Here is an 18,891-nt window from a genome sequence, read left to right as displayed (position 1 = left end):
CGCGTGCCTCCTCGCGGGACTCCCGGCGACATCGGTGTCGTGAATGATCAGCGAGCCGCGGTGGGGCCCGGGCGGACTCGATGATCCGCTCGGCCTCTTCGCGCGGGCCTCGGCGACTCAGCCTGCCTCCGGTCGCGATGAGCTCCCGTGCCGCGCCAGCGAGCCGGTGCAGGGCGTCAGCGCCACCTCCTCCAGGAGGTGTCGAGCAGCTCGGCCGGTTGATGACTGCAGGAGTCCGGACATCGGCATGGAGCGGGCGCGCGGCAGACGGTCGCGACGATCTCGGTCTGAGTCTTCTTCTGTACGTCCACACTGACGATCGCCACTCTCTTCCGTCTGCCGGCTGCGAACGGCACGGACTGTACGGCCGGGGCCGGCCGCCCGGCGTTACTGTACGGGTCGTCAGGTCACACGCGGGAGCTCAGCGCCGGCCGAGCCGCTCGGTGAGGGCCTCCAGCACGGGCGCCGGGACCAGGTGGGAGACGCGCGCCGCCCCAGGCCGCGACCTCCTTGACCAGCTGGACGAGAGAAGCTGTAGGTGGGGTTGTGGGGACGTAACAGGGTCTCGACGCCCGAGAGGCCGTGTTCATCTGGGCCATCTGCAGCTCGTAGTCGAAGTCGCTGACGGCCCGCAGCCCCTTGACGATGGCGGGGATGTCGCGCTGCTTGCAGAAGTCGACGAGGAGGCCGTGGAAGGCCTACCACCTCCACGTTCCGTACTCGGCGCGGTGACCCGGCGCAGCAGGGTCTATCCGCTCCTCGACGGTGAAGAGGCCTGCTTCGACTGTTGATCATCACGGCCACGTGCACGACGTCGTTACAGCCTGGAGGCACGGGCGATGATGTCGAGGTGTCCCATTGGTGACGGGGTCGAACGACCCCGGACAGAGGCGCGGCGCAAACACGGTGGTTCCTCGCTCTCCGGTCCATTCATGGATCGTGCGTGGCGCGTCCTTGCCGCCGCGAACGCCGAGAGCGGCGCGACCGTACCAAAACGTGCCTTCGCCGTAGCGACGGGCCTCTCAGTGCCTCGAACCCCGCCGGCCAGCGGAACTCGCACGCCCCTGGTGCTGCGCTCACCCCACGGTGACAGGGCCTCCTCGGCGATGCCAGCTGCCGACGCCGAGTGTGAGGAGGATCTCGCGGAGTTCGTCATCGGTGACCGAGTAGGCGGGTCGAGGAAGACGACGTCGTAGGGGGCCGCCGGGACCGACGGGACCGGCCGCGACACTGCCTCCGCCCGGCCGGCCCGGACCTCGGCGCCGGGCAGCGACGGACCGGACGTTCTCCCGGATCACCGGACCGCGCGCGCGCGTCGGCCTCCACCAGCAGGGCGTGCGCCGCGCCGCGCGACAGCGCCTCCAGGCCGACGGCTCCGGAGCCGCCGTACAGGTCGAGGACGCGGGCGCCCTCCAGGGAGCCGAGCAGCGACGACCAGGTCGAGAAGAGGCCCTCGCGCGCCCGGTCGGAGGTGGGGGCGGGTGCCGGTGCCCGGCGGGACGGCGATGCGGCGTCCGCCGGCGGTTCCGGCGATCACGCGGGTCATGGGGGTCGGTGGTCCTTTGCGGGGGCGGGTGGGGACGGGTGCGGTTGCGTGTTCCCTCAGCGTAGGCCGTGCGGGAGGCGGGGACCGGTACGGGAGGCGGGGACCCGTGCGCGGGCAAACAAAAAGCCGGCCCCGTAGCCGGGACCGGCTGTGCAACCGAAAGGCTGCGCCACTGGCGAGAAGCCGCTAGCGCGAGACCTTGCCGGCCTTGATGCACGAGGTGCAGACGTTGAGCCGCTTCGGCGTCGCACCGACCTTCGCACGCACCCGCTGAATGTTGGGGTTCCAACGGCGGGAGGTACGGCGGTGCGAGTGCGAGATGCTGTTGCCGAAGCCCGGCCCCTTGCCGCAGACGTCGCAGTTGGCAGCCACGGGTTACTCCAAAGACGGGTCACCCCCGCTTACGCGGGAACGACAGGCACGTACGGTGAATCCCTGCGTGCCGAGAATCTCAGTGAGTGACCGGCATTGTCAGGGGATGGCCTGACTCTCGTCAGGCAACCGGAGCAGCATACAACGACCGCTCCAGGACAACGAAACTACCATGACCGGCCCGTATCCCGCCCATCCGGACCCCCGGGGACCCCGGCACGGCTAGGGTGCCCAGCGTTGTCCACAGCCGATGGTTCACAGCCGACAGGAGGAGCGCGGGTGGCGCGATCGCTGGACGCCGCTGCGGTACGCGACTGGTGCGCCCTGGCGCTCGACGCGCTCGGCCGCGCGCGCGAGGAGATCGACGCGATCAACGTCTACCCCGTCGCCGACGGCGACACCGGGACGAACCTCTACCTGACCGTCGAGTCCGCCGTCCGCGCCGTGGACGCCGTCTTCGACGCCCACGCCACGGCGGGCCCGGCCTCGCGCCCGGGGCTGCCGGAAGCGGTCCGGGCGATGGCGCACGGGGCCCTCATCGGCGCGCGCGGCAACTCCGGCACGATCCTGGCGCAGCTGCTGCGCGGCACGGCGGAGGTCCTGGCGGCGGCCGGTGACGAAGGTCACGACCAGGGCGCCCTGCTGCGGCGGGCGCTGCGGCGGGCGGCCGAGTCCGCCTACGAGGGCGTCGCCCGGCCCGTCGAGGGCACGATCCTCACCGTCGCCGCGGCGGCCGCGGCCGCCGGGGAGCGGACCGCGGGCGACGCCACCGCCGTGGCCCGCGCGGCGCACGCGGCGGCCCGTACGGCCCTGGAGGCCACCCCCTGCCAGCTCGACGTGCTCGGCCGGGCCGGGGTGGTCGACGCGGGCGGCCGGGGCCTCGTCGAGGTGCTGGCGGCCCTCTCGGGCGCGCTCGGCGGCAGCGGCGTCCCGGTGCCCGCGAAGGCCTCCCCGGCGCACCCGTGGCGTGCCGAGGGCTGCCCGGCGGACACCGGCGACGGGGTCGCACCGGGCGCCGCCGGCCCGGCGTTCGAGGTGATCTACCTCCTGGACGCGGACGACGACGCCGTCGCCCGGCTGCGCGCCCGGCTGGACGTCCTCGGCGAGTCCCTGGTCGTCGTCGGCGGCGACGGGCTGTGGAACGTCCACGTCCACGTGGACGACGCCGGGGCCGCGGTCGAGGCCGGCATCGAGGCCGGCCGGCCGCACCGCGTCCGCATCACCCACTTCGGCGCCGCGGACCGGGAGCGCACCCGCGTCCCCGAGCGCGTGCAGCGCGCCGTCGTGGCCGTCGTCCCGGGCGAGGGGCTGGCCGCGCTGTGCGCCGGGGCCGGGGCGACCGTGGTCGCCGTCCGGCCGGGCGAGCCGCCCGCCAGCGGCGAGCTCGTCCAGGCGGTGCGGCGCGCGCACGCGCACGAGGTGGTGCTGCTGCCCAACGACGCCGACCTGCGGCACACGGCCGCCGCCGCGGCCGAACAGGCCCGCACCGAGGGCGTGCGCGTCGCCCTCATCCCCACCCGCTCCCCGGTCCAGGGCATCGCCGCCCTCGCCGTCCACGAACCCGGCCGCCGCTTCGACGAGGACGTCGTCGCCATGACGTCCGCCGCCGGAGCCACCCGGTACGCCGAACTGACCGTCGCCGAGCGCCGGTCCTGGACCATGGCCGGCGTCTGCCAGGCCGGGGACGTGCTCGGCCTGATCGACGGGGACGTGGCGGTCATCGGCGAGGACCTGTCCGCCACGGCCGCCACCGTGCTGGACCGGATGCTCGCGGCGGGCGGCGAGATGGTCACCCTCGTCCTGGGCGCCGGCGTCCCCGACGCGGTCGCCGAGCGGCTGGAGCGGCACGTCCGGGCCGGCCACCTGGCCGTGGACACCGTGGTCTACCGGGGCGGGCAGCAGCCCGCGGCGCTGCTGATCGGCATCGAATAGCCCGCGGCCGCCGGTGAACCGGCATCGGATGGCCCGGGTTGTCAGTGGCTTGGTGTGAGTTGTCAGTGGCCTGGTGTGGAATGGGTACGTGCCCGCGCTCGACGAAACCCCTCAAGAAGCTCCTCGGCGGCACCACCGCGAAGGTGATGGCCGAGCACCTCGACCTGCACACCGCCGGTGACCTGCTGCACCACTACCCGCGCCGCTACGCCGAGCGCGGCGAGCTGACGCGCCTGGCCGACCTGCCGCTCGACGAGCACGTCACGGTCGTCGCCCAGGTCGCCAAGTCCGCCATGAAGACCTTCAACCACGGCCGGGGCATGCGCCTGGAGGTCGTCGTCACCGACGGCAGCGGCTCCCTGACCCTGGTCTTCTTCGGGCGCGGCGCCTACGCGCGGGAGAAGGAGCTGGTCCCCGGCCGGCGCGGGATGTTCGCCGGCAAGGTGTCGGTCTTCAACCGCGCCCGCCAGCTGCTCCACCCCGACTACGAGCTGCTGGACCGCGACAGCGGGGCCGGCGCCGCGGAGGAGTTTCGCGGGCCGGCCGCTGCCGCTCTACCCCGCCTGCAAGCAGGTCCAGTCCTGGAAGATCAGCAAGGCCGTGGACGTGCTGCTGGCCCACTTCGAGGCCGACGGCTGGCAGGGCCTCGTCGATCCGCTGCCGCCCGCGCTGCGCGAGGGCCGGGGCCTGGCCGAGCTGCCGGACGCCCTCCGCAAGGTCCACCGCCCGCGTGCCAAGGCCGACGTCCAGGCCGCCCGGGACCGGCTGAAGTGGGACGAGGCGTTCGTCCTCCAGGTCGCCCTGGCCCGCCGCCGGCACGCCGACGCCCAACTGCCCGCCGTGGCCCGCAAGTCCGTGGCCGACGGCCTCCTCGACGCCTTCGACGCCCGGCTGCCCTTCACCCTCACCGACGGCCAGCGCTCGGTCTCCGCCGAGATCTTCGACGACCTGGCCACCGAACACCCCATGCACCGCCTGCTCCAGGGCGAAGTCGGCAGCGGGAAGACGATGGTCGCCCTGCGCGCCATGCTCGGTGTGGTGGACGCGGGAGGCCAGGCGGCGATGCTCGCCCCCACCGAGGTGCTGGCCCAGCAGCACCACCGCTCGATCACCGAGATGATGGGCGACCTCGCCGAAGGAGGCATGCTCGGCGGCGACGACCGGGGGCACCAAGGTGGTGCTGCTCACCGGCTCCATGGGCGCGCCGGCCCGGCGGCAGGCCCTGCTGGACCTCGTCACCGGCGAGGCCGGGATCGTCGTCGGCACCCACGCCCTGATCGAGGACAAGGTGCAGTTCCACGACCTCGGCCTGGTCGTGGTGGACGAGCAGCACCGCTTCGGCGTCGAGCAGCGCGACGCGCTCCGCTCCAAGGGCAAGCAGCCGCCGCACCTGCTGGTGATGACCGCGACCCCCATCCCGCGCACGGTCGCCATGACCGTCTTCGGCGACCTGGAGACGTCCGTCCTGGACCAGCTCCCCGCCGGCCGCTCCCCCATCGCCACCCATGTGGTGCCCGCCAAGGACAAGCCGCACTTCCTGACCCGGGCCTGGGAGCGGGTGCGCGAGGAGGTCGAGGGCGGCCACCAGGCGTACGTGGTCTGCCCGCGCATCGGCGACGAGGAGGAGAAGCCGGCCAAGGGCGACGCCGACGGGGACGAGAAGCGGCCACCGCTGGCCGTCCTGGACATCGCCGGGCAGCTGGCGAAGGGCCCGCTGGCCGGGCTGCGCGTCGAGGTGCTGCACGGCCGGATGCAGCCGGAGGCCAAGGACGACGTCATGCGGCGGTTCGCCGCCGGCGAGGTGGACGTGCTGGTCGCGACCACGGTGATCGAGGTCGGGGTGAACGTCCCCAACTCCACGGTCATGGTGATCATGGACGCCGACCGGTTCGGCGTCTCGCAGCTGCACCAGCTGCGCGGACGCGTCGGGCGGGGTTCCGCGCCGGGCCTGTGCCTCCTGGTCACGGAGGCCGGCGAGGCGAGCCCGGCCCGCGCCCGGCTGGGCGCCGTGGCCGCCACGCTCGACGGCTTCGAGCTGTCCCGGATCGACCTGGAGCAGCGCCGCGAGGGCGACGTCCTGGGCCAGGCGCAGTCCGGGGCCCCGGTCCTCGCTGCGGATGCTCGCCGTCATCGACGACGAGGAGGTCATCGCGGCGGCGCGGGAGGAGGCGACGGCGATCGTGGCCGCGGATCCGGCCCTGGAGCGGCTGCCCGCGCTGCGGACGGCGCTGGACGCGCTGCTGGACGCGGAGCGGGAGGAGTTTTTGGAGAAGGGGTGACCTTCTCCCCACCCCGCCCCTTCACCGTTTCCTCCGGGGCTCCGCCCCGGGCCCGCTGCAATGCGGCTTCGCCGCATTGTCCTCAAGCGCCGGACGGGCTGGATCGGCGCGCCATTTCAGCCCGTCCGGCGCTTGAGGACAGCGCCCGCAGGGCGCTTCGGGGCGCAGGGGCGCAGCCCCTGCGGGAAACGGTGAAATGGGGGTGCCCCTCTGGGGGAGGGACCGGGGCACAACCCCCGCGCCGGCGGCCCCCTACCCCTCCCGCCACCTCCACCCGTGATCCACCGGCCCGATCCCCTCCCCCAGCGCGAACCCCGCCGCGATCGCCCCCGTCACGTACTCCTTCGCCGAGGCGACCGCGTCCGGCACGGACAGCCCCCTCGCCAGCCCGGACGCGATCGCACTCGCCAGCGTGCCACCCCGTCCCGTGCATATGCCGGTTGTCATGCCGCGGCGCCCGCAGCCACCGCTCCGTCGTCCCGTCCCGTGAGCAGGTCCACGGCGTCCCCCTCCAGGTGCCCGCCCTTCACCAGGGCCCACCGCGGCCCCCAGTTCCAGCACCGCCCCGGCCGCCCGGCGCAGGTCGGATTCCCCGTGCACGCGGACGCCCGTGAGCCACGCCACCTCGTCGAGGTTGGGCGTGGCGACGGTCGCGAGCGGCAGCAGCTTCAGCCGCAGGGCGTCCCGCGCGGACGCGGCCAGCAGCGCGTCGCCGTGCTTGGAGATGCCGACGGGGTCGCAGACCACGGGCGCGTCCACGTCGGCGAGCAGTTCGGCCACGGTCTCCACGAGCTCGGCCGAGGCGAGCATGCCCGTCTTGACGGCCTGGACGCCGATGTCGTCCATGACGCTGCGGAACTGGGCCCGCACCGCCTCCGCCGGCAGCGGCCAGGCGCCTTGCACGCCCCGGGAGTTCTGCGCGGTGACGGCGGTGAGCACGCTCATGCCGTGCAACGCCGAGCGCGAGCATGGTCTTCAGGTCGGCCTGGATGCCCGCCCCGCCGCCGGAGTCGGACCCGGCGACGGTCAGCACACGCGGAGGCACGCGCGGAGGCACACAAGGAGATATCGGCATGGGGCCAATCTAGGCTCAGGCGTCCTCCGGCCGTCGGGGCCCTCGTCGACGGGGTCCCCGTACTCGTACCCGTCCCCGAAGTGGTCCCAGCCGCCCGTGCGGTCCCAGGGTGCGCCGTCGACGGTCACCTGGGGCAGGGCGGAGGGCTGACCACCTCGCCGATGACCCGCCAGCGGGCGGGCAGCTTCACGTCCGGCGGGAAGGTCGCGACGATGGCGTGGTCCTCTCCCCCGGTGAGCACCCACTGCAGCGGGTCCACGCCCACCGCCTGCCCGATGTCGGACATCTGCGTGGGGACGTCGATCGCGGCGGTGCGCAGGTCGATGCGGACCTTGCTGGACTCGGCGATGTGCCCGAGGTCCGCGATCAGCCCGTCGCTGACGTCCGTCATGGACGTGGCGCCGAGCGAGGCGGCGGCGGGCCCGGCGTGGTACGGCGGTTCGGGCCGGCGGTGCGCCTCGACGAAGGCGCGCGGGGAGCGGAACCCCCGGGAGAGGACGGCCAGTCCGGCCGCGGACCAGCCCAGCCAGCCGGTGACCGCGACGACGTCGCCGGGCTGGGCGCCGGAGCGGGTGACCGGTTCGTGGTTGCGCAGGTCGCCCAGGGCCGTGATGGAGACGGTGATCGTCTCGCCGCGCACCACGTCGCCGCCGACCACCGCCGCCCCGGCCACCTGGCACTCGTCGCGGATGCCGTCCATGAGCTCCACGGGCCAGGTGGCGGGCAGTTCGGCCGGGACGACGAGGGCGAGGAGCACGGCGGTGGGCACGGCGCCCATCGCGGCGATGTCGGCCAGGTTCTGTGCGGCGGCCTTGCGTCCCACGTCGTAGGCGGTGGACCAGTCACGCCGGAAGTGCCGCCCCTCCAGGAGCACGTCCGTGCTGGCCACGACCCTCCGGTCGGGCGCTGCGACCACCGCGGCGTCGTCGCCCGGTCCGAGCCGGACGGCCGGAGTGGTGGTGAGCCGGGAGGTCAGCTCCCTGATGAGCCCGAACTCCCCCAACTCGCCGACGGTGCCTTTCACTGCGCTCCTCCTCGGAGTTCCGTTGCCTGTTTCCGACAGGCCCGCGCGCCGCGCAGGCCGCGCGGGTCTCCCCGTGCCGTGCGGCGGCGCGGTACGGTGGCGTCTCTTCTCCCCACATGATCCTCGAAGCCGCCCTGGAGGTTCGTGGTACAGGCGTACATCCTGATCCAGACCGAGGTCGGCAAGGCGTCGACCGTGGCCGAAGTCATCTCGAAGATCAACGGTGTGATCCGGGCCGAGGATGTCACGGGCCCCTACGACGTGATCGTGCGCGCCCAGGCCGACACCGTGGACGAGCTGGGCCGCATGGTCGTGGCCAGGGTCCAGCAGGTCGAGGGCATCACCCGCACGCTGACCTGCCCGGTGGTCCACCTCTAGCCCCTCGTATGCTCGGTCGGTGAACCTTTCGCTCCGCCGACCGGCCGGCCGATGGCCGGCCTGCCTGTCCGCCGCCGTCCTGCTGGGCACGGCCGTCGCCTGCTCGGCGGCGGACCGGGCCGCCGGGCCGGCGGTGCCCACGCCCCCGCCGACGGGGCGGCAGGCCGAGCTCTGCCGGGCCCTGCACGACGCGCTGCCCGACGTGGTCGGCGGGCTGAAGCGCCGTTACCACCGACCCCGTCTCGGACTTCACCGCCGCCTGGGGCGACGGCCCGTCGATCACCCTGCGCTGCGGGGTGCCGAGGCCGAAGAGGTTCGAGGACGCCACGACGGACGCGGCGGTGATCGACGGGGTGAGCTGGGCCCCCGAGAAGCTCCGAGGCGGAGGCGTCCGCCTCACCACCCCGCTGCGCCCCGTGTACATCGAGGTGACGCTCCCGAAGAAGGTCGTCGGCGACAGCGGGGACATGAGCGCGCTCATCGACCTCGCCGCCGCCGTCCGGAAGACGGTGCCCTCCCTGGACCCGGACGACCAGGGGCCCAACGACCCGCGCGCCTAGCGCAGCCCGGTCGGACGGCGCAGCGCCGCCTGGACCAGCAGGTCCACCAGCTCCGGGTAACTGACGCCGCTCTCCTGCCACATGCGCGGGTACATGGAGATCGGGGTGAAGCCGGGCATGGTGTTGATCTCGTTGATGACGAACTCGCCGTCCTCGCCGAGGAAGAAGTCGGCGCGGACCAGGCCCTCGCAGGAGGTGGCGTCGAAGGCGCGGACGGCCAGCTCCTGGACGCGGCGGGTCTGCTCCTCGGTGAGCGGCGCGGGCACGATCCCCGAGGCGGAGTCGATGTACTTGGCCTCGAAGTCGTAGAAGCTGTGCGCCTCCACGGGCGGGATCTCGGCCGGGACGCTGGCGCGCGGCCCGTCCTCGAACTCCAGCACCCCGCACTCGATCTCGCGGCCGCGCAGCAGCGCCTCCACGATGACCTTGGGGTCGTGGCGCCGCGCCTCCTCGATCGCCGCGTCCAGGCCGTCGGCGTCGTCGACCTTGGTGATGCCCATGGACGAACCGGCGCGGGCGGGGCTTCACGAAGAGCGGCCAGCCGTGCTCCTCCGCGAAGTCGACGATCTTGCGGCGGGCGGCGACCGGATCGGCCTGCCACTCACGGGGGCGGATCACCTCGTACGGGCCGACGGGCAGCCCGTAGGAGATGAAGATCCGCTTCATGTACTCCTTGTCCTGGCCGACGGCCGAGGCGAGGACGCCCGCGCCGACGTAGGGGATCCCGGCCAGGTCCAGCATGCCCTGGAGGGTGCCGTCCTCACCGTACGGGCCGTGCAGCACCGGGAAGACGACGTCGACCTCGCCGAGCGCCTTGGGCACGGCGCCGGGCTCGGAGTAGACGACCTCGCGCTTGGCGGGGGCGACGGGCAGCAGGACCTCGCCCTCGGCCGACTCCGCGAGCTGCTCGACGCTCGGCAGCGCGCGGTCGGCGATGGCCATCCGCTCGGGATCGTCGGCGGTCAGCGCCCAACGCCCGTCGGTGGTAATGCCGATCGGCAGCACGTCGTACTTGGTGCGGTCGATCGCGCGCAGCACGGCGCCTGCGGTGACCACCGAGATCGCGTGCTCGGAACTGCGGCCGCCGAAGACCACCGCGACACGGGGCTTGCGGTCGGGGCTCTGGGTGGGGTTCTCGCTGCTCATATCGCGTCGAGAGTACCTTGTGGCCCCCGTGTCCTCAGTGCCGCTCGGGCTTGGCGCTGCGCGACATCAGCTCCTTGAGGGCGACCATCGGCGGCTTGCCCTCGTGGACGATGCCCACGACGGTCTCGGTGATCGGCATGTCGACCCCGTGCCTGCGCGCCAGATCCAGCACGGACTGGCAGGACTTGACGCCCTCGGCGGTCTGCCGGGTGACCGCGATGGTCTCCTCCAGGCTCATGCCGCGGCCGAGGTTGTGGCCGAAGGTGTTGTTGCGCGAGAGCGGCGAGGAGCAGGTGGCGACGAGGTCGCCCATGCCCGCGAGTCCGGCGAAGGTGTGCGCGTCGGCGCCCATCGCCAGCCCCAGCCGGGTGGTCTCGGCCAGTCCGCGGGTGATGAGGGACGCCTTGGCGTTGTCGCCGAGCCCCATCCCGTCGGCGATGCCCACCGCGAGCGCGATGACGTTCTTGACGGCGCCGCCGAGTTCGCAGCCGACCACGTCGGTGTTGGTGTACGGGCGGAAGTACGCGGTGTGGCAGGCCCGCTGGAGGCGCGTGGCCACCTCCTCGTCGCGGCAGGCGACGACGGCGGCGGCGGGCTGCCGGGCGGCGATCTCCTTGGCGAGGTTGGGGCCGGTGAGGACGGCGACGCGGTCCGCGGAGACCTTGGCGACCTCCTCGACCACCTCGCTCATCCGCTTGGCCGTGCCGAGTTCGACGCCCTTCATCAGGGAGACCAGCACCGTGTCGTCGGCCAGCAGGGGCGTCCACTCGGCGAGGTTGGCGCGCAGGGTCTGCGAGGGGATCGCGAGGACGGTGAAGTCGGCGCCCGCCGCGGCCTCCGCGGGATCGGTGGTGGCCCGTACGGCGGCGGGCAGTTCGACCCCGGGAAGGTAGTCGGGGTTCGTACGGCCGGTGTTGACGGCGTCCACGACGGAGGCGCGGCGGCCCCACAGGGTCACCTCGCATCCGGCGTCGGCGAGGATCATCGCGAAGGCGGTGCCCCAGGAACCGGTGCCGAAGACGGCGCAGCGCGTCACTTGTTGTCCTCCTGGCTCCTGCGGCGCGCCGCCGCGCGGGCCTTCTTGAGGTTGTACGGCTCGGCGGGGGCCGGCTCGCCCCGGAGCTCGGCGAGGAGTTCGGTGATGTCGGCCATGATGCGCTCGGTGACCTCGCGCAGCACCTCGGCGGTCGGCTCCTTGCCGTAGTACGCGGAGAGGTCCACCGGCGGTCCGGCCAGCACCTTGAGCGTCTTGCGCGGGAAGAGCCGCAGCTTCTTCTCCTTGGCGTACGGCGGCATGGCCTCGTGCGCGCCCCACTGGGCCACCGGGATCACGGGTGCCCGGGTGAGCAGTGCGACGCGGGCGGCGCCGGTCTTGGCCTCCATGGGCCACAGGTCGGGGTCGCGGGTGAGGGTGCCCTCGGGGTAGAAGGCCACGCACTCGCCCTTGTTGATGGCGTCGACGGCGGCGCGGAAGGCGTTGGCGGCGTCGGTGCTCTCGCGGTAGACGGGGATCTGGCCGGTGCCGCGCAGCAGGGTGCCGACGAAGCCGTTGCGGAAGAGGCCGGCCTTGGCCAGGAAGCGGGGGACGCGCCCGGTGTTGTACTGGAAGTGCGCGTAGGAGAGCGGGTCCAGATAGGAGTTGTGGTTGACGGCGGTGATAAAGCCGCCGTCGGCCGGAATGTGCTCCATTCCGCGCCACTCCCGCTTGAACAGAACCACGAGCGGCGGTTTCGCCAACACCGCCGTAAAGCGGTACCAGAAGCCGATTCTGTGGCGGGACACGCGTACACCCTTCTCTTGGGACCTGGAAGCTTCCGCGGGTCCGCTGCGCACCCTGCGGCCGGACAAGTCTGGCCCCGGGTACCCGGTCTGTCGAGAACACCGTAACCCCGTGCCCCTCCGCGGACCCCGGCAGCCGGTGGCGGGCAACAATGAACGCCGTACGCGAGACGGGAAGGAAGGACTGCCGTGGCCTGGACCCTGGTGGTGCCGTTGAAGCCGCTGGCCCGGGCCAAGAGCCGCCTGGCGGACGCCGTCGGGGCCCTGCCGCGGTCCGCGCTGGCGCTGGCCTTCGCGCTGGACACGGTGGACGCGGCGCTGGCCTGCGCGGCGGTGGACGGTGTGGTGGTTGTCACCGACGATCCGCTGGCGGGCGCGGAACTGGCCGCGCTCGGCGCCCGCACGGTGCCCGAACCGCCCGGCGGCCAGGGGCTGAACGCGGCGCTGGCGCACGGCGCGCACACCGTCCGCGCGCACCGCCCGGGGGCGGCCGTGGCGACGCTGAACGCCGACCTTCCCGCACTGCGCCCGGCGGAACTCGGGCGGGTGCTCGATTCGGCGGCGGAATTCCCGCGGGCATTTCTCGCCGATGCGGCGGGAATCGGGACGACGCTGCTGGCGGCGGCTCCCGGAATGGCTTTGGCGCCGGCGTTCGAGGGCCGTTCGCGCGCCCGGCACCGGGCTTCCGGCGCCCGGGAAATCCTGTTGTCCGGGGTGGATTCCGTGCGCCGGGACGTGGACACCGGCGCGGATTTGCGGGCCGCGCTGGCCCTGGGCGTGGGCCCCAGGACGGCCGCGCTCGCCGGGGAGCGTCCGGAGGCCAGGGTTCCGCCCCCGGTGCGGTGACGGACTAGGCTGCGCCCATGCAGGCCACCGCGTACACCTACGATCCCGAGACCCGTTCCGGCAGCGTCCTCCTGGACGACGGCACCCCGGTGTCCTTCGACGCCGCCGCGTTCGACGCGGGCGGGCTGCGGCTGTTGCGGCCGGGGCAGCGGGTGCGGATCGAGTGCGAAGGGTCCCAGGACGCCCCGGAGGGCCTCCGTGTGACCTTGGTGACCCTCCAGACCTTCTGAGGGCCCCGAAGGGCGTTCACGCCCGCCGAGGACGCCTCCTGTGCCGTCACACACCGCGGGCCGGGCTCCCCGGAGGGAGCCCGGCCCGGCGGTGACGCCGTCCGCAGCCTTTACTTCTTCTTGGCCGTGGTCTTCTTGGCGGTGGTCTTGCGCGCGGTGGTCTTGCGCGCCGGAGCCTTGACCGCGGCGGCCTTCTTCGCCGGAGCGGTCTTCTTGGCCGTGGTCTTCTTCGCCGCGGCGGTGGTCTTCTTCGCCGTGGTCTTCTTGGCGGTCGCCTTGGCCGGAGTGGCCTTCTTCGCCGTGGTCTTCTTCGCCGCCGTGGTCTTCGCCGCGGTGGCCTTCTTCGCCGCGGTCGTCTTCTTGACGGCCGCCTTCTTGGCGGTGGCCTTCTTCGCGGTGGCCTTCTTGGCCGCGGCCTTGGTGGTGGCCTTGCCGCCCGTGAGGCTGCCCTTGGGCGCCTTCTTCACGGCGACCTCGCCGCCCTTCGGCAGCTTCTTCGAGCCGCTCACCAGGTCCTTGAAGCCCTGGCCGGCGCGGAAGCGCGGAACCGCGGTCTTCTTGACCCGAACACGCTCGCCGGTCTGCGGGTTGCGGGCGTAACGGGCCGGGCGCTCGACCTTCTCGAACGAACCGAAGCCGGTGACCGAGACCCGGTCGCCGGCCACAACCGCGCGCACAATGGCGTCGAGTACGGCATCGACAGCGTCAGCGGCCTGCTGACGGCCGCCCATCTTGTCGGCAATCGCTTCAACGAGCTGCGCCTTGTTCACGTCTTCCCCTTCGGAGACTTTGCTGGAATTGTTCCAGCCTTTTCGCACGTTAGGCAGATATATACCGCAAATCAAACACGAAACGGTCTAATCACCCTTGTGCCGCAACGAACCCGACCCATCACGGAGTTCCGTCGGTGCCGCGCTCTGAAGGGAAACGGCCCTCGTCGAGGTCCTTCATCAGCCGGTCCAGACGCATTGCCGCGCCTGAGAGATCGTGCTTCGCCGCAGCCGTGATGGCCAGCAGCTTCCGGGACAGCGCCATCCGTACGCCCTCCGGGACTTGCAGTGCGCGCACCCGGGAGTGCGCTTCCTTGAGTTGGTCCGCGACGAGCCGGTAGAGCTCGAGTTGGCTGTCGCGTTCCATGCACCGATTGTGCCATCTGAGGCGAGTTGTCGCCTCACAGGGCCTCAACAAAGGGGTGCGCCCCCTGTCCGAAGACAGGGGGCGCATCATGCCAAACCTGGGGTGAGCAGCGGAAATCCGGGGTCCCCGGGAGTCCTCCGCGCTCCGCCGAACGGGCGTGAAATTCGGCCTCAGAGCAGGGTCGTGGAGGGCTTGAAGCCGGGCCGGCGGGCCTCGAAGACGGCGATGTCGGCCTCGTGCCGAAGGGTCAGTCCGATGTCGTCGAGCCCCTCCAGCAACCGCCACCGGGCGTTCTCGTCAAGGTCGAAACCGGCCGTGATGGCCCCGGCCCGCACCTCGCGGGCGACGAGGTCCACGGTCACCTCCGCCGTCGGGTCGGCCTCGGTCAGCTCCCACAGCCGCTCCACGGTCTCCTGCGGGAGGACGACCGTCAGGAGCCCGTTCTTGAGCGAGTTGCCGCGGAAGATGTCCGCGAAGCGGGACGAGACGACGGCCCTGAACCCGTAGTTCTGCAGCGCCCAGACGGCGTGTTCGCGCGAGGAGCCGGTGCCGAAGTCGGGGCCGGCGACCAGGACCGAGGCGCCCGCGCGCTCGGGGCGGTTGAGCACGAACTCCGGGTCCCTGCGCCAGGCCTCGAAGAGCCCGTCCTCGAAACCGTCGCGGGTGACCTTCTTGAGCCAGTGCGCGGGGATGATCTGGTCGGTGTCGACGTTGCTGCGGCGCAGCGGGACGGCCCGGCCGGTGTGTGCGGTGAAGGCTTCCACCATGCTCTCCTGTTGCTCGTGCGGTGTGCTGCGGTCGGCGTGCTGCGGTACAGTGCCGCGCGCTCAGGCCGCCAGGGCGGGCGCGGCCGTGAGGTCGGCCGGCGAGGCGAGATGGCCCAGCACCGCGGTGGCGGCGGCGACCTGGGGCGAGACCAGGTGGGTGCGGCCGCCCTTCCCCTGCCTGCCCTCGAAGTTGCGGTTGGAGGTCGACGCCGACCGCTCGCCGGGCGCCAGTTGGTCCGGGTTCATGCCCAGGCACATCGAGCAGCCCGCGTGCCGCCACTCGGCGCCGGCCGCGGTGAACACCTTGTCCAGCCCCTCCTCGACGGCCTGCAGCGCCACCCGGACCGAGCCCGGGACGACCAGCATCCGGACGCCCTCGGCCACGGAACGGCCGTGCAGGACGGCCGCCGCGGCCCGCAGGTCCTCGATCCGCCCGTTGGTGCACGAGCCCACGAAGACGGTGTCCACCCGGATGTCCCGCAGCGGCTGACCCGGCGTCAAGTCCATGTATTCCAGGGCCTTTTCGGCGGCGAACCGCTCGGAGGCGTCCTCGTACGAGGCCGGGTCGGGGACGGCCGCCGCGAGCGGGGCGCCCTGCCCCGGATTGGTGCCCCAGGTGACGAACGGCGAGAGCTCGGAGGCGTCGATGACCACCTCGCGGTCGAAGACGGCGTCGTCGTCGGTGCGCAGGGTGCGCCAGTAGGCGACCGCCTCGTCCCACGCGGCGCCCTCGGGGGCGTGCGGGCGGCCCTTGAGGTAGGCGAACGTCGTCTCGTCGGGGGCGATCATGCCGGCCCGGGCGCCCGCCTCGATGGACATGTTGCACACGGTCATCCGGGCCTCCATCGAGAGCTTCTCGACGGCGGGGCCGCGGTACTCGATGACGTGGCCCTGACCGCCGCCGGTGCCGATCCTGGCGATCACGGCCAGGATCAGGTCCTTCGCGGTGACCCCGTCGGGGAGTTCGCCCTCCACGGTGACGGCCATGGTCCTGAACGGGGCCAACGGCAGGGTCTGGGTGGCCAGCACGTGCTCGACCTGGCTGGTGCCGATGCCGAAGGCGAGCGCGCCGAACGCGCCGTGGGTGGAGGTGTGGCTGTCGCCGCAGACGACGGTGGTGCCGGGCTGGGTCAGTCCCAGTTGCGGTCCCACCACGTGGACAACGCCCTGCTCCACGTCGCCCAGTGGGTGCAGCCGTACGCCGAACTCGGCGCAGTTGCGGCGCAGGGTCTCCAGCTGGGTGCGCGAGACCGGGTCCGCGATGGGCTTGTCGATGTCGAGCGTGGGGGTGTTGTGGTCCTCGGTGGCGATGGTCAGGTCGCGGCGGCGGACCGGGCGTCCGGCCTTGCGCAGCCCGTCGAACGCCTGCGGGCTGGTGACTTCGTGCAGCAGGTGCAGATCGATGAAGAGGAGGTCCGGCTCGCCCTCGGCGCGCGTGACGACATGGTCGTCCCAGACCTTCTCCGCCAGTGTCCGTCCCATCGCTGTCCCTCCGGGTTGGGTGCTGTGGGTACAGGTTGGCGGCTTCCGCCGAAATATGAACTTGCGTTTCACAGAGTGAGACGCGAGTATCGTTGCATGGACAATTCTGGCGGCGCGGTCGGCGCCTCGAGCGGAGTGGGCGTTCTCGACAAGGCGGCTCTGGTGCTGAGCGCCCTGGAGTCCGGCCCGGCCACGCTGGCCGGGCTGGTCACGGCCACCGGGCTGGCGCGACCGACGGCGCACCGGCTGGCGGTGGCCCTGGAGCACCACCGCATGGTGGCGCGCGACATGCAGGGCCGCTTCATCCTCGGCCCCCGGCTGAGCGAACTGGCCGCGGCGGCGGGCGAGGACCGGCTCCTGGCCTCGGCCGGGCCGGTGCTCACGCATCTGCGCGACGTGACGGGCGAGAGCGCCCAGCTCTATCGCCGCCAGGGCGACATGCGGATCTGCGTGGCCGCCGCGGAACGGCTGTCCGGATTGCGGGACACGGTGCCCGTCGGGTCCACGCTGCCCATGAAGGCGGGCTCGGCGGCGCAGGTGCTCATGGCCTGGGAGGAGCCCGAGCGGCTGCACCGCGGGCTGCAGGGCGCCCGCTTCACGGCGACGGCGCTGTCCGGGGTGCGGCGGAGGGGGTGGGCGCAGTCGATCGGCGAACGCGAGCCGGGTGTGGCGTCCGTGTCGGCGCCGGTCCGCGGGCCGTCGAATCGCGTGGTCGCGGCCGTCTCGGTCTCCGGACCGATCGAGCGGCTGACGCGGCATCCTGGGCGGATGCATGCGCAGGCGGTGCTGGACGCGGCGGTGCGGCTGACGGAGACGTTGCGGAGGAACGGGTAGTCCGCTGACGCGGTGAGTTTGCCCCGGACCCTCCCCCAGAGGGGGTACCCCCACTTTCACCGTTTCTTCCGGGGAGACCCCGGGCCCCATTCGCCCTTCGGGCGAAGTCCTCAAGCGCCGGACGGGCTATTCAGCCCGTCCGGCGCTTGAGGACAGCGCGCGGAGCGCACCCCGTGCGCCGCCCCAGCCCATACGCCGGCATCCCGCTGTACAGCGACTCGTGCGACCCCGCCGGCACCACATACGTCTCGTGCCAGACCCCCACCCGGCCCGCCCCCGCCCGCGCCCGCCGGTTGAAGGCGGTCCACGCCGGGCGGTGCAGGCGCCCCCGGCCGCGGGCGTACGCGAGCAGCTTCTCGCGCGACTCCCAGTACTGGACGACCATGTACTCCCGCGGCCCGGCCGACAGCATCCGGTACGCCAGCAGCCCGCTCCCGCGGTTCGCGCCTCAGCTCCCGGACCATGCGCGGCATGCCCGCCATCACGGGCAGCCAATGCCGCACGGACCGCCACCGGTTGACCCGCATGCCGATCAGGAAGACGACCACCTCCCCCTCGGCCGCCGCCGTGACGCGCTCCGCGATCGGTGTCCCGCTCATGGCCATGCCGTCCCCTCGGGGTCGTCGGAGGTCATAAGATAGCGCCGCTATCCATGCTCGGATAGTGCCACTGTCCAAGGAGGTGCGCAAGCACGATGCGCCTGGCCGAGCTCAGCGAACGCAGCGGGGTGTCCACCGCGACGATCAAGTACTACCTGCGGGAGGGGCTGCTCCAGCCCGGGCACCGGGTCTCGGCGACCCAGGCCTCCTACGACGAGGAACACCTGCGCCGGCTGCGCCTGGTGCGGGCCCTGATCCAGATCGGCCGGATGCCCGTGGCCACGGCCCGGGAGGTCATCGCCGCGGCCGAGGACGAGTCGCTCGACCCACTACATGCGGCTCGGCGCGGCCACCTGGGCGCTGCCGCACGACGCGGCCCCACAGGCGGACGACGCGTCCGCCACGGCCGCTCACGCCGCCGTGGAGGCCCTCCTGGAGCGGCTGGGCTGGCAGCACCACGGCGGCCCGGCGTACGAGACGCTGGTGGCCTCCGTGGCCGCGCTGTACCGGCCTCGGCTACCCGTGCGACACGGCGCACCTGCTGCCGTACGGCCGGCTGGCGGCGGAGCTCGCCGTCACCGACCTGGACCTGGTGGCGGCGGAGCGCGACGCCGACGGGGCAGATCGAGGCGGCGGTGGCGCTCACGGTGCTGTACGAGCCGGTGCTGCTGAGTCTGCGGCGGATGGCGCACGCGGAGGAGTCGGCGCGGCGGTTCGCCCACCGGGACGCGGAGGCGGCCACGCCGCCAGCACCAGGCCCGGCGTCCGTCCCACCCGATCAACGTGATGACCTGCGCCAGATGCGGTGCCAGACCGGACAGTTCCACGACGCGGTGACGCGCCGCCCGCGCCCGCGCGAAGGTCATCAGCAGCCGCAGCCCGCCGAGGTCCAGGAAACTCCACCC

General features: G+C 72.8%; 15 protein-coding genes and 7 pseudogenes. 8 read left to right on the top strand and 14 right to left on the bottom strand.

The annotated features are described in order from the left end of the window. Positions 1-176: 176 nt before the first annotated feature. The 4 genes and pseudogenes from ABD794_RS16820 to rpmB form a co-directional block, all read right to left on the bottom strand. The gene (locus ABD794_RS16820; RefSeq protein WP_344964275.1) at positions 177-311 is read right to left on the bottom strand and encodes a hypothetical protein; all 135 of its coding nucleotides are present in this window, start codon (positions 309-311) and stop codon (positions 177-179) included. A gap of 110 nt (positions 312-421) precedes the next feature. Beyond that, positions 422-905, bottom strand: a pseudogene (gene coaD / locus ABD794_RS16815) (pantetheine-phosphate adenylyltransferase). 69 nt (positions 906-974) lie between these two features. After that, positions 975-1,546: pseudogene (gene rsmD, locus ABD794_RS16810) on the bottom strand (16S rRNA (guanine(966)-N(2))-methyltransferase RsmD); the annotation flags it as partial. 186 nt (positions 1,547-1,732) lie between these two features. Next, entirely contained in the window at positions 1,733-1,918 is a 186-nt protein-coding gene (gene rpmB / locus ABD794_RS16805) for a 50S ribosomal protein L28 (RefSeq protein WP_199891199.1), read from the bottom strand. Between the two features lie 279 nt (positions 1,919-2,197). On the opposite strand from rpmB, the gene ABD794_RS16800 reads away from it, so the two are divergent. Both ABD794_RS16800 and recG read left to right on the top strand, forming a co-directional pair. Then, positions 2,198-3,850: a DAK2 domain-containing protein gene (locus tag ABD794_RS16800; protein WP_344964274.1), complete on the top strand. Its 1,653-nt coding sequence runs from the start codon at positions 2,198-2,200 to the stop codon at positions 3,848-3,850. 80 nt (positions 3,851-3,930) lie between these two features. Continuing rightward, positions 3,931-6,129: pseudogene (gene recG, locus ABD794_RS16795) on the top strand (ATP-dependent DNA helicase RecG). A gap of 252 nt (positions 6,130-6,381) precedes the next feature. Here recG and thiD read toward each other — a convergent pair. Both thiD and ABD794_RS16785 read right to left on the bottom strand, forming a co-directional pair. After that, positions 6,382-7,074: a bifunctional hydroxymethylpyrimidine kinase/phosphomethylpyrimidine kinase gene (thiD, locus tag ABD794_RS16790; protein WP_344964273.1), complete on the bottom strand. Its 693-nt coding sequence runs from the start codon at positions 7,072-7,074 to the stop codon at positions 6,382-6,384. A gap of 81 nt (positions 7,075-7,155) precedes the next feature. Then, a pseudogene (locus ABD794_RS16785) lies at positions 7,156-8,228 on the bottom strand (thiamine-phosphate kinase). A gap of 144 nt (positions 8,229-8,372) precedes the next feature. On the opposite strand from ABD794_RS16785, the gene ABD794_RS16780 reads away from it, so the two are divergent. Further along, complete coding sequence (locus ABD794_RS16780; protein WP_344030818.1) at positions 8,373-8,606, top strand: Lrp/AsnC ligand binding domain-containing protein; 234 nt, start codon at positions 8,373-8,375, stop codon at positions 8,604-8,606. Between the two features lie 278 nt (positions 8,607-8,884). Beyond that, a complete protein-coding gene (locus ABD794_RS16775) occupies positions 8,885-9,166 on the top strand; it encodes a DUF3515 family protein (RefSeq protein ID WP_425586051.1) in 282 nt (93 codons plus the stop codon). Here ABD794_RS16775 and ABD794_RS16770 read toward each other — a convergent pair. From ABD794_RS16770 to ABD794_RS16760, 3 genes and pseudogenes are all read right to left on the bottom strand, one after another. After that, positions 9,163-10,312, bottom strand: a pseudogene (locus ABD794_RS16770) (D-alanine--D-alanine ligase family protein). The gene ABD794_RS16775 and the pseudogene ABD794_RS16770 overlap by 4 nt on opposite strands. Before the next feature lie 34 nt (positions 10,313-10,346). Then, complete coding sequence (locus tag ABD794_RS16765; RefSeq protein ID WP_344964271.1) at positions 10,347-11,348, bottom strand: NAD(P)H-dependent glycerol-3-phosphate dehydrogenase; 1,002 nt, start codon at positions 11,346-11,348, stop codon at positions 10,347-10,349. Further along, positions 11,345-12,094: a lysophospholipid acyltransferase family protein gene (locus ABD794_RS16760; RefSeq protein ID WP_344964269.1), complete on the bottom strand. Its 750-nt coding sequence runs from the start codon at positions 12,092-12,094 to the stop codon at positions 11,345-11,347. The genes ABD794_RS16765 and ABD794_RS16760 overlap by 4 nt, the downstream gene beginning before the upstream one ends. Positions 12,095-12,280: 186 nt before the next feature. Here ABD794_RS16760 and cofC point away from each other — a divergent pair, with 186 nt between their 5' ends. Both cofC and ABD794_RS16750 read left to right on the top strand, forming a co-directional pair. Then, complete coding sequence (gene cofC / locus ABD794_RS16755; RefSeq protein WP_344964267.1) at positions 12,281-12,937, top strand: 2-phospho-L-lactate guanylyltransferase; 657 nt, start codon at positions 12,281-12,283, stop codon at positions 12,935-12,937. 17 nt (positions 12,938-12,954) lie between these two features. Continuing rightward, positions 12,955-13,167, top strand: a complete 213-nt coding sequence (locus tag ABD794_RS16750) for a hypothetical protein (protein ID WP_344964265.1) — start codon at positions 12,955-12,957, stop codon at positions 13,165-13,167. Between the two features lie 110 nt (positions 13,168-13,277). Here ABD794_RS16750 and ABD794_RS16745 read toward each other — a convergent pair whose 3' ends face one another. The 4 genes from ABD794_RS16745 to leuC form a co-directional block, all read right to left on the bottom strand. Continuing rightward, positions 13,278-13,937, bottom strand: a complete 660-nt coding sequence (locus ABD794_RS16745) for an HU family DNA-binding protein (protein ID WP_344964263.1) — start codon at positions 13,935-13,937, stop codon at positions 13,278-13,280. Between the two features lie 121 nt (positions 13,938-14,058). After that, positions 14,059-14,304, bottom strand: a complete 246-nt coding sequence (locus ABD794_RS16740; protein ID WP_344030834.1) for an SCO5555 family protein — start codon at positions 14,302-14,304, stop codon at positions 14,059-14,061. Between the two features lie 170 nt (positions 14,305-14,474). Continuing rightward, on the bottom strand, positions 14,475-15,068 hold the full coding sequence (gene leuD, locus ABD794_RS16735; protein ID WP_344964287.1) for a 3-isopropylmalate dehydratase small subunit: 594 nt from the start codon (positions 15,066-15,068) through the stop codon (positions 14,475-14,477). Between the two features lie 63 nt (positions 15,069-15,131). After that, positions 15,132-16,553: a 3-isopropylmalate dehydratase large subunit gene (leuC, locus tag ABD794_RS16730; protein WP_344964260.1), complete on the bottom strand. Its 1,422-nt coding sequence runs from the start codon at positions 16,551-16,553 to the stop codon at positions 15,132-15,134. 96 nt (positions 16,554-16,649) lie between these two features. Between leuC and ndgR the strand changes: the two genes are divergently transcribed. Beyond that, entirely contained in the window at positions 16,650-17,387 is a 738-nt protein-coding gene (gene ndgR / locus ABD794_RS16725; protein ID WP_344964258.1) for an IclR family transcriptional regulator NdgR, read from the top strand. Positions 17,388-17,517: 130 nt separating this feature from the next. Here the strand turns inward: ndgR and ABD794_RS16720 are convergent. After that, positions 17,518-17,986, bottom strand: a pseudogene (locus tag ABD794_RS16720) (DUF4188 domain-containing protein). 95 nt (positions 17,987-18,081) lie between these two features. Here ABD794_RS16720 and ABD794_RS16715 point away from each other — a divergent pair. Further along, positions 18,082-18,702, top strand: a pseudogene (locus tag ABD794_RS16715) (MerR family transcriptional regulator); the annotation flags it as partial. Between the last annotated feature and the right edge of the window lie 189 nt (positions 18,703-18,891).

Source organism: Streptomyces thioluteus (genome assembly GCF_039535865.1).
The sequence above is the reverse complement of the archived record's forward strand: the minus strand, read 5'-3'. Positions and strand labels throughout refer to the sequence as shown.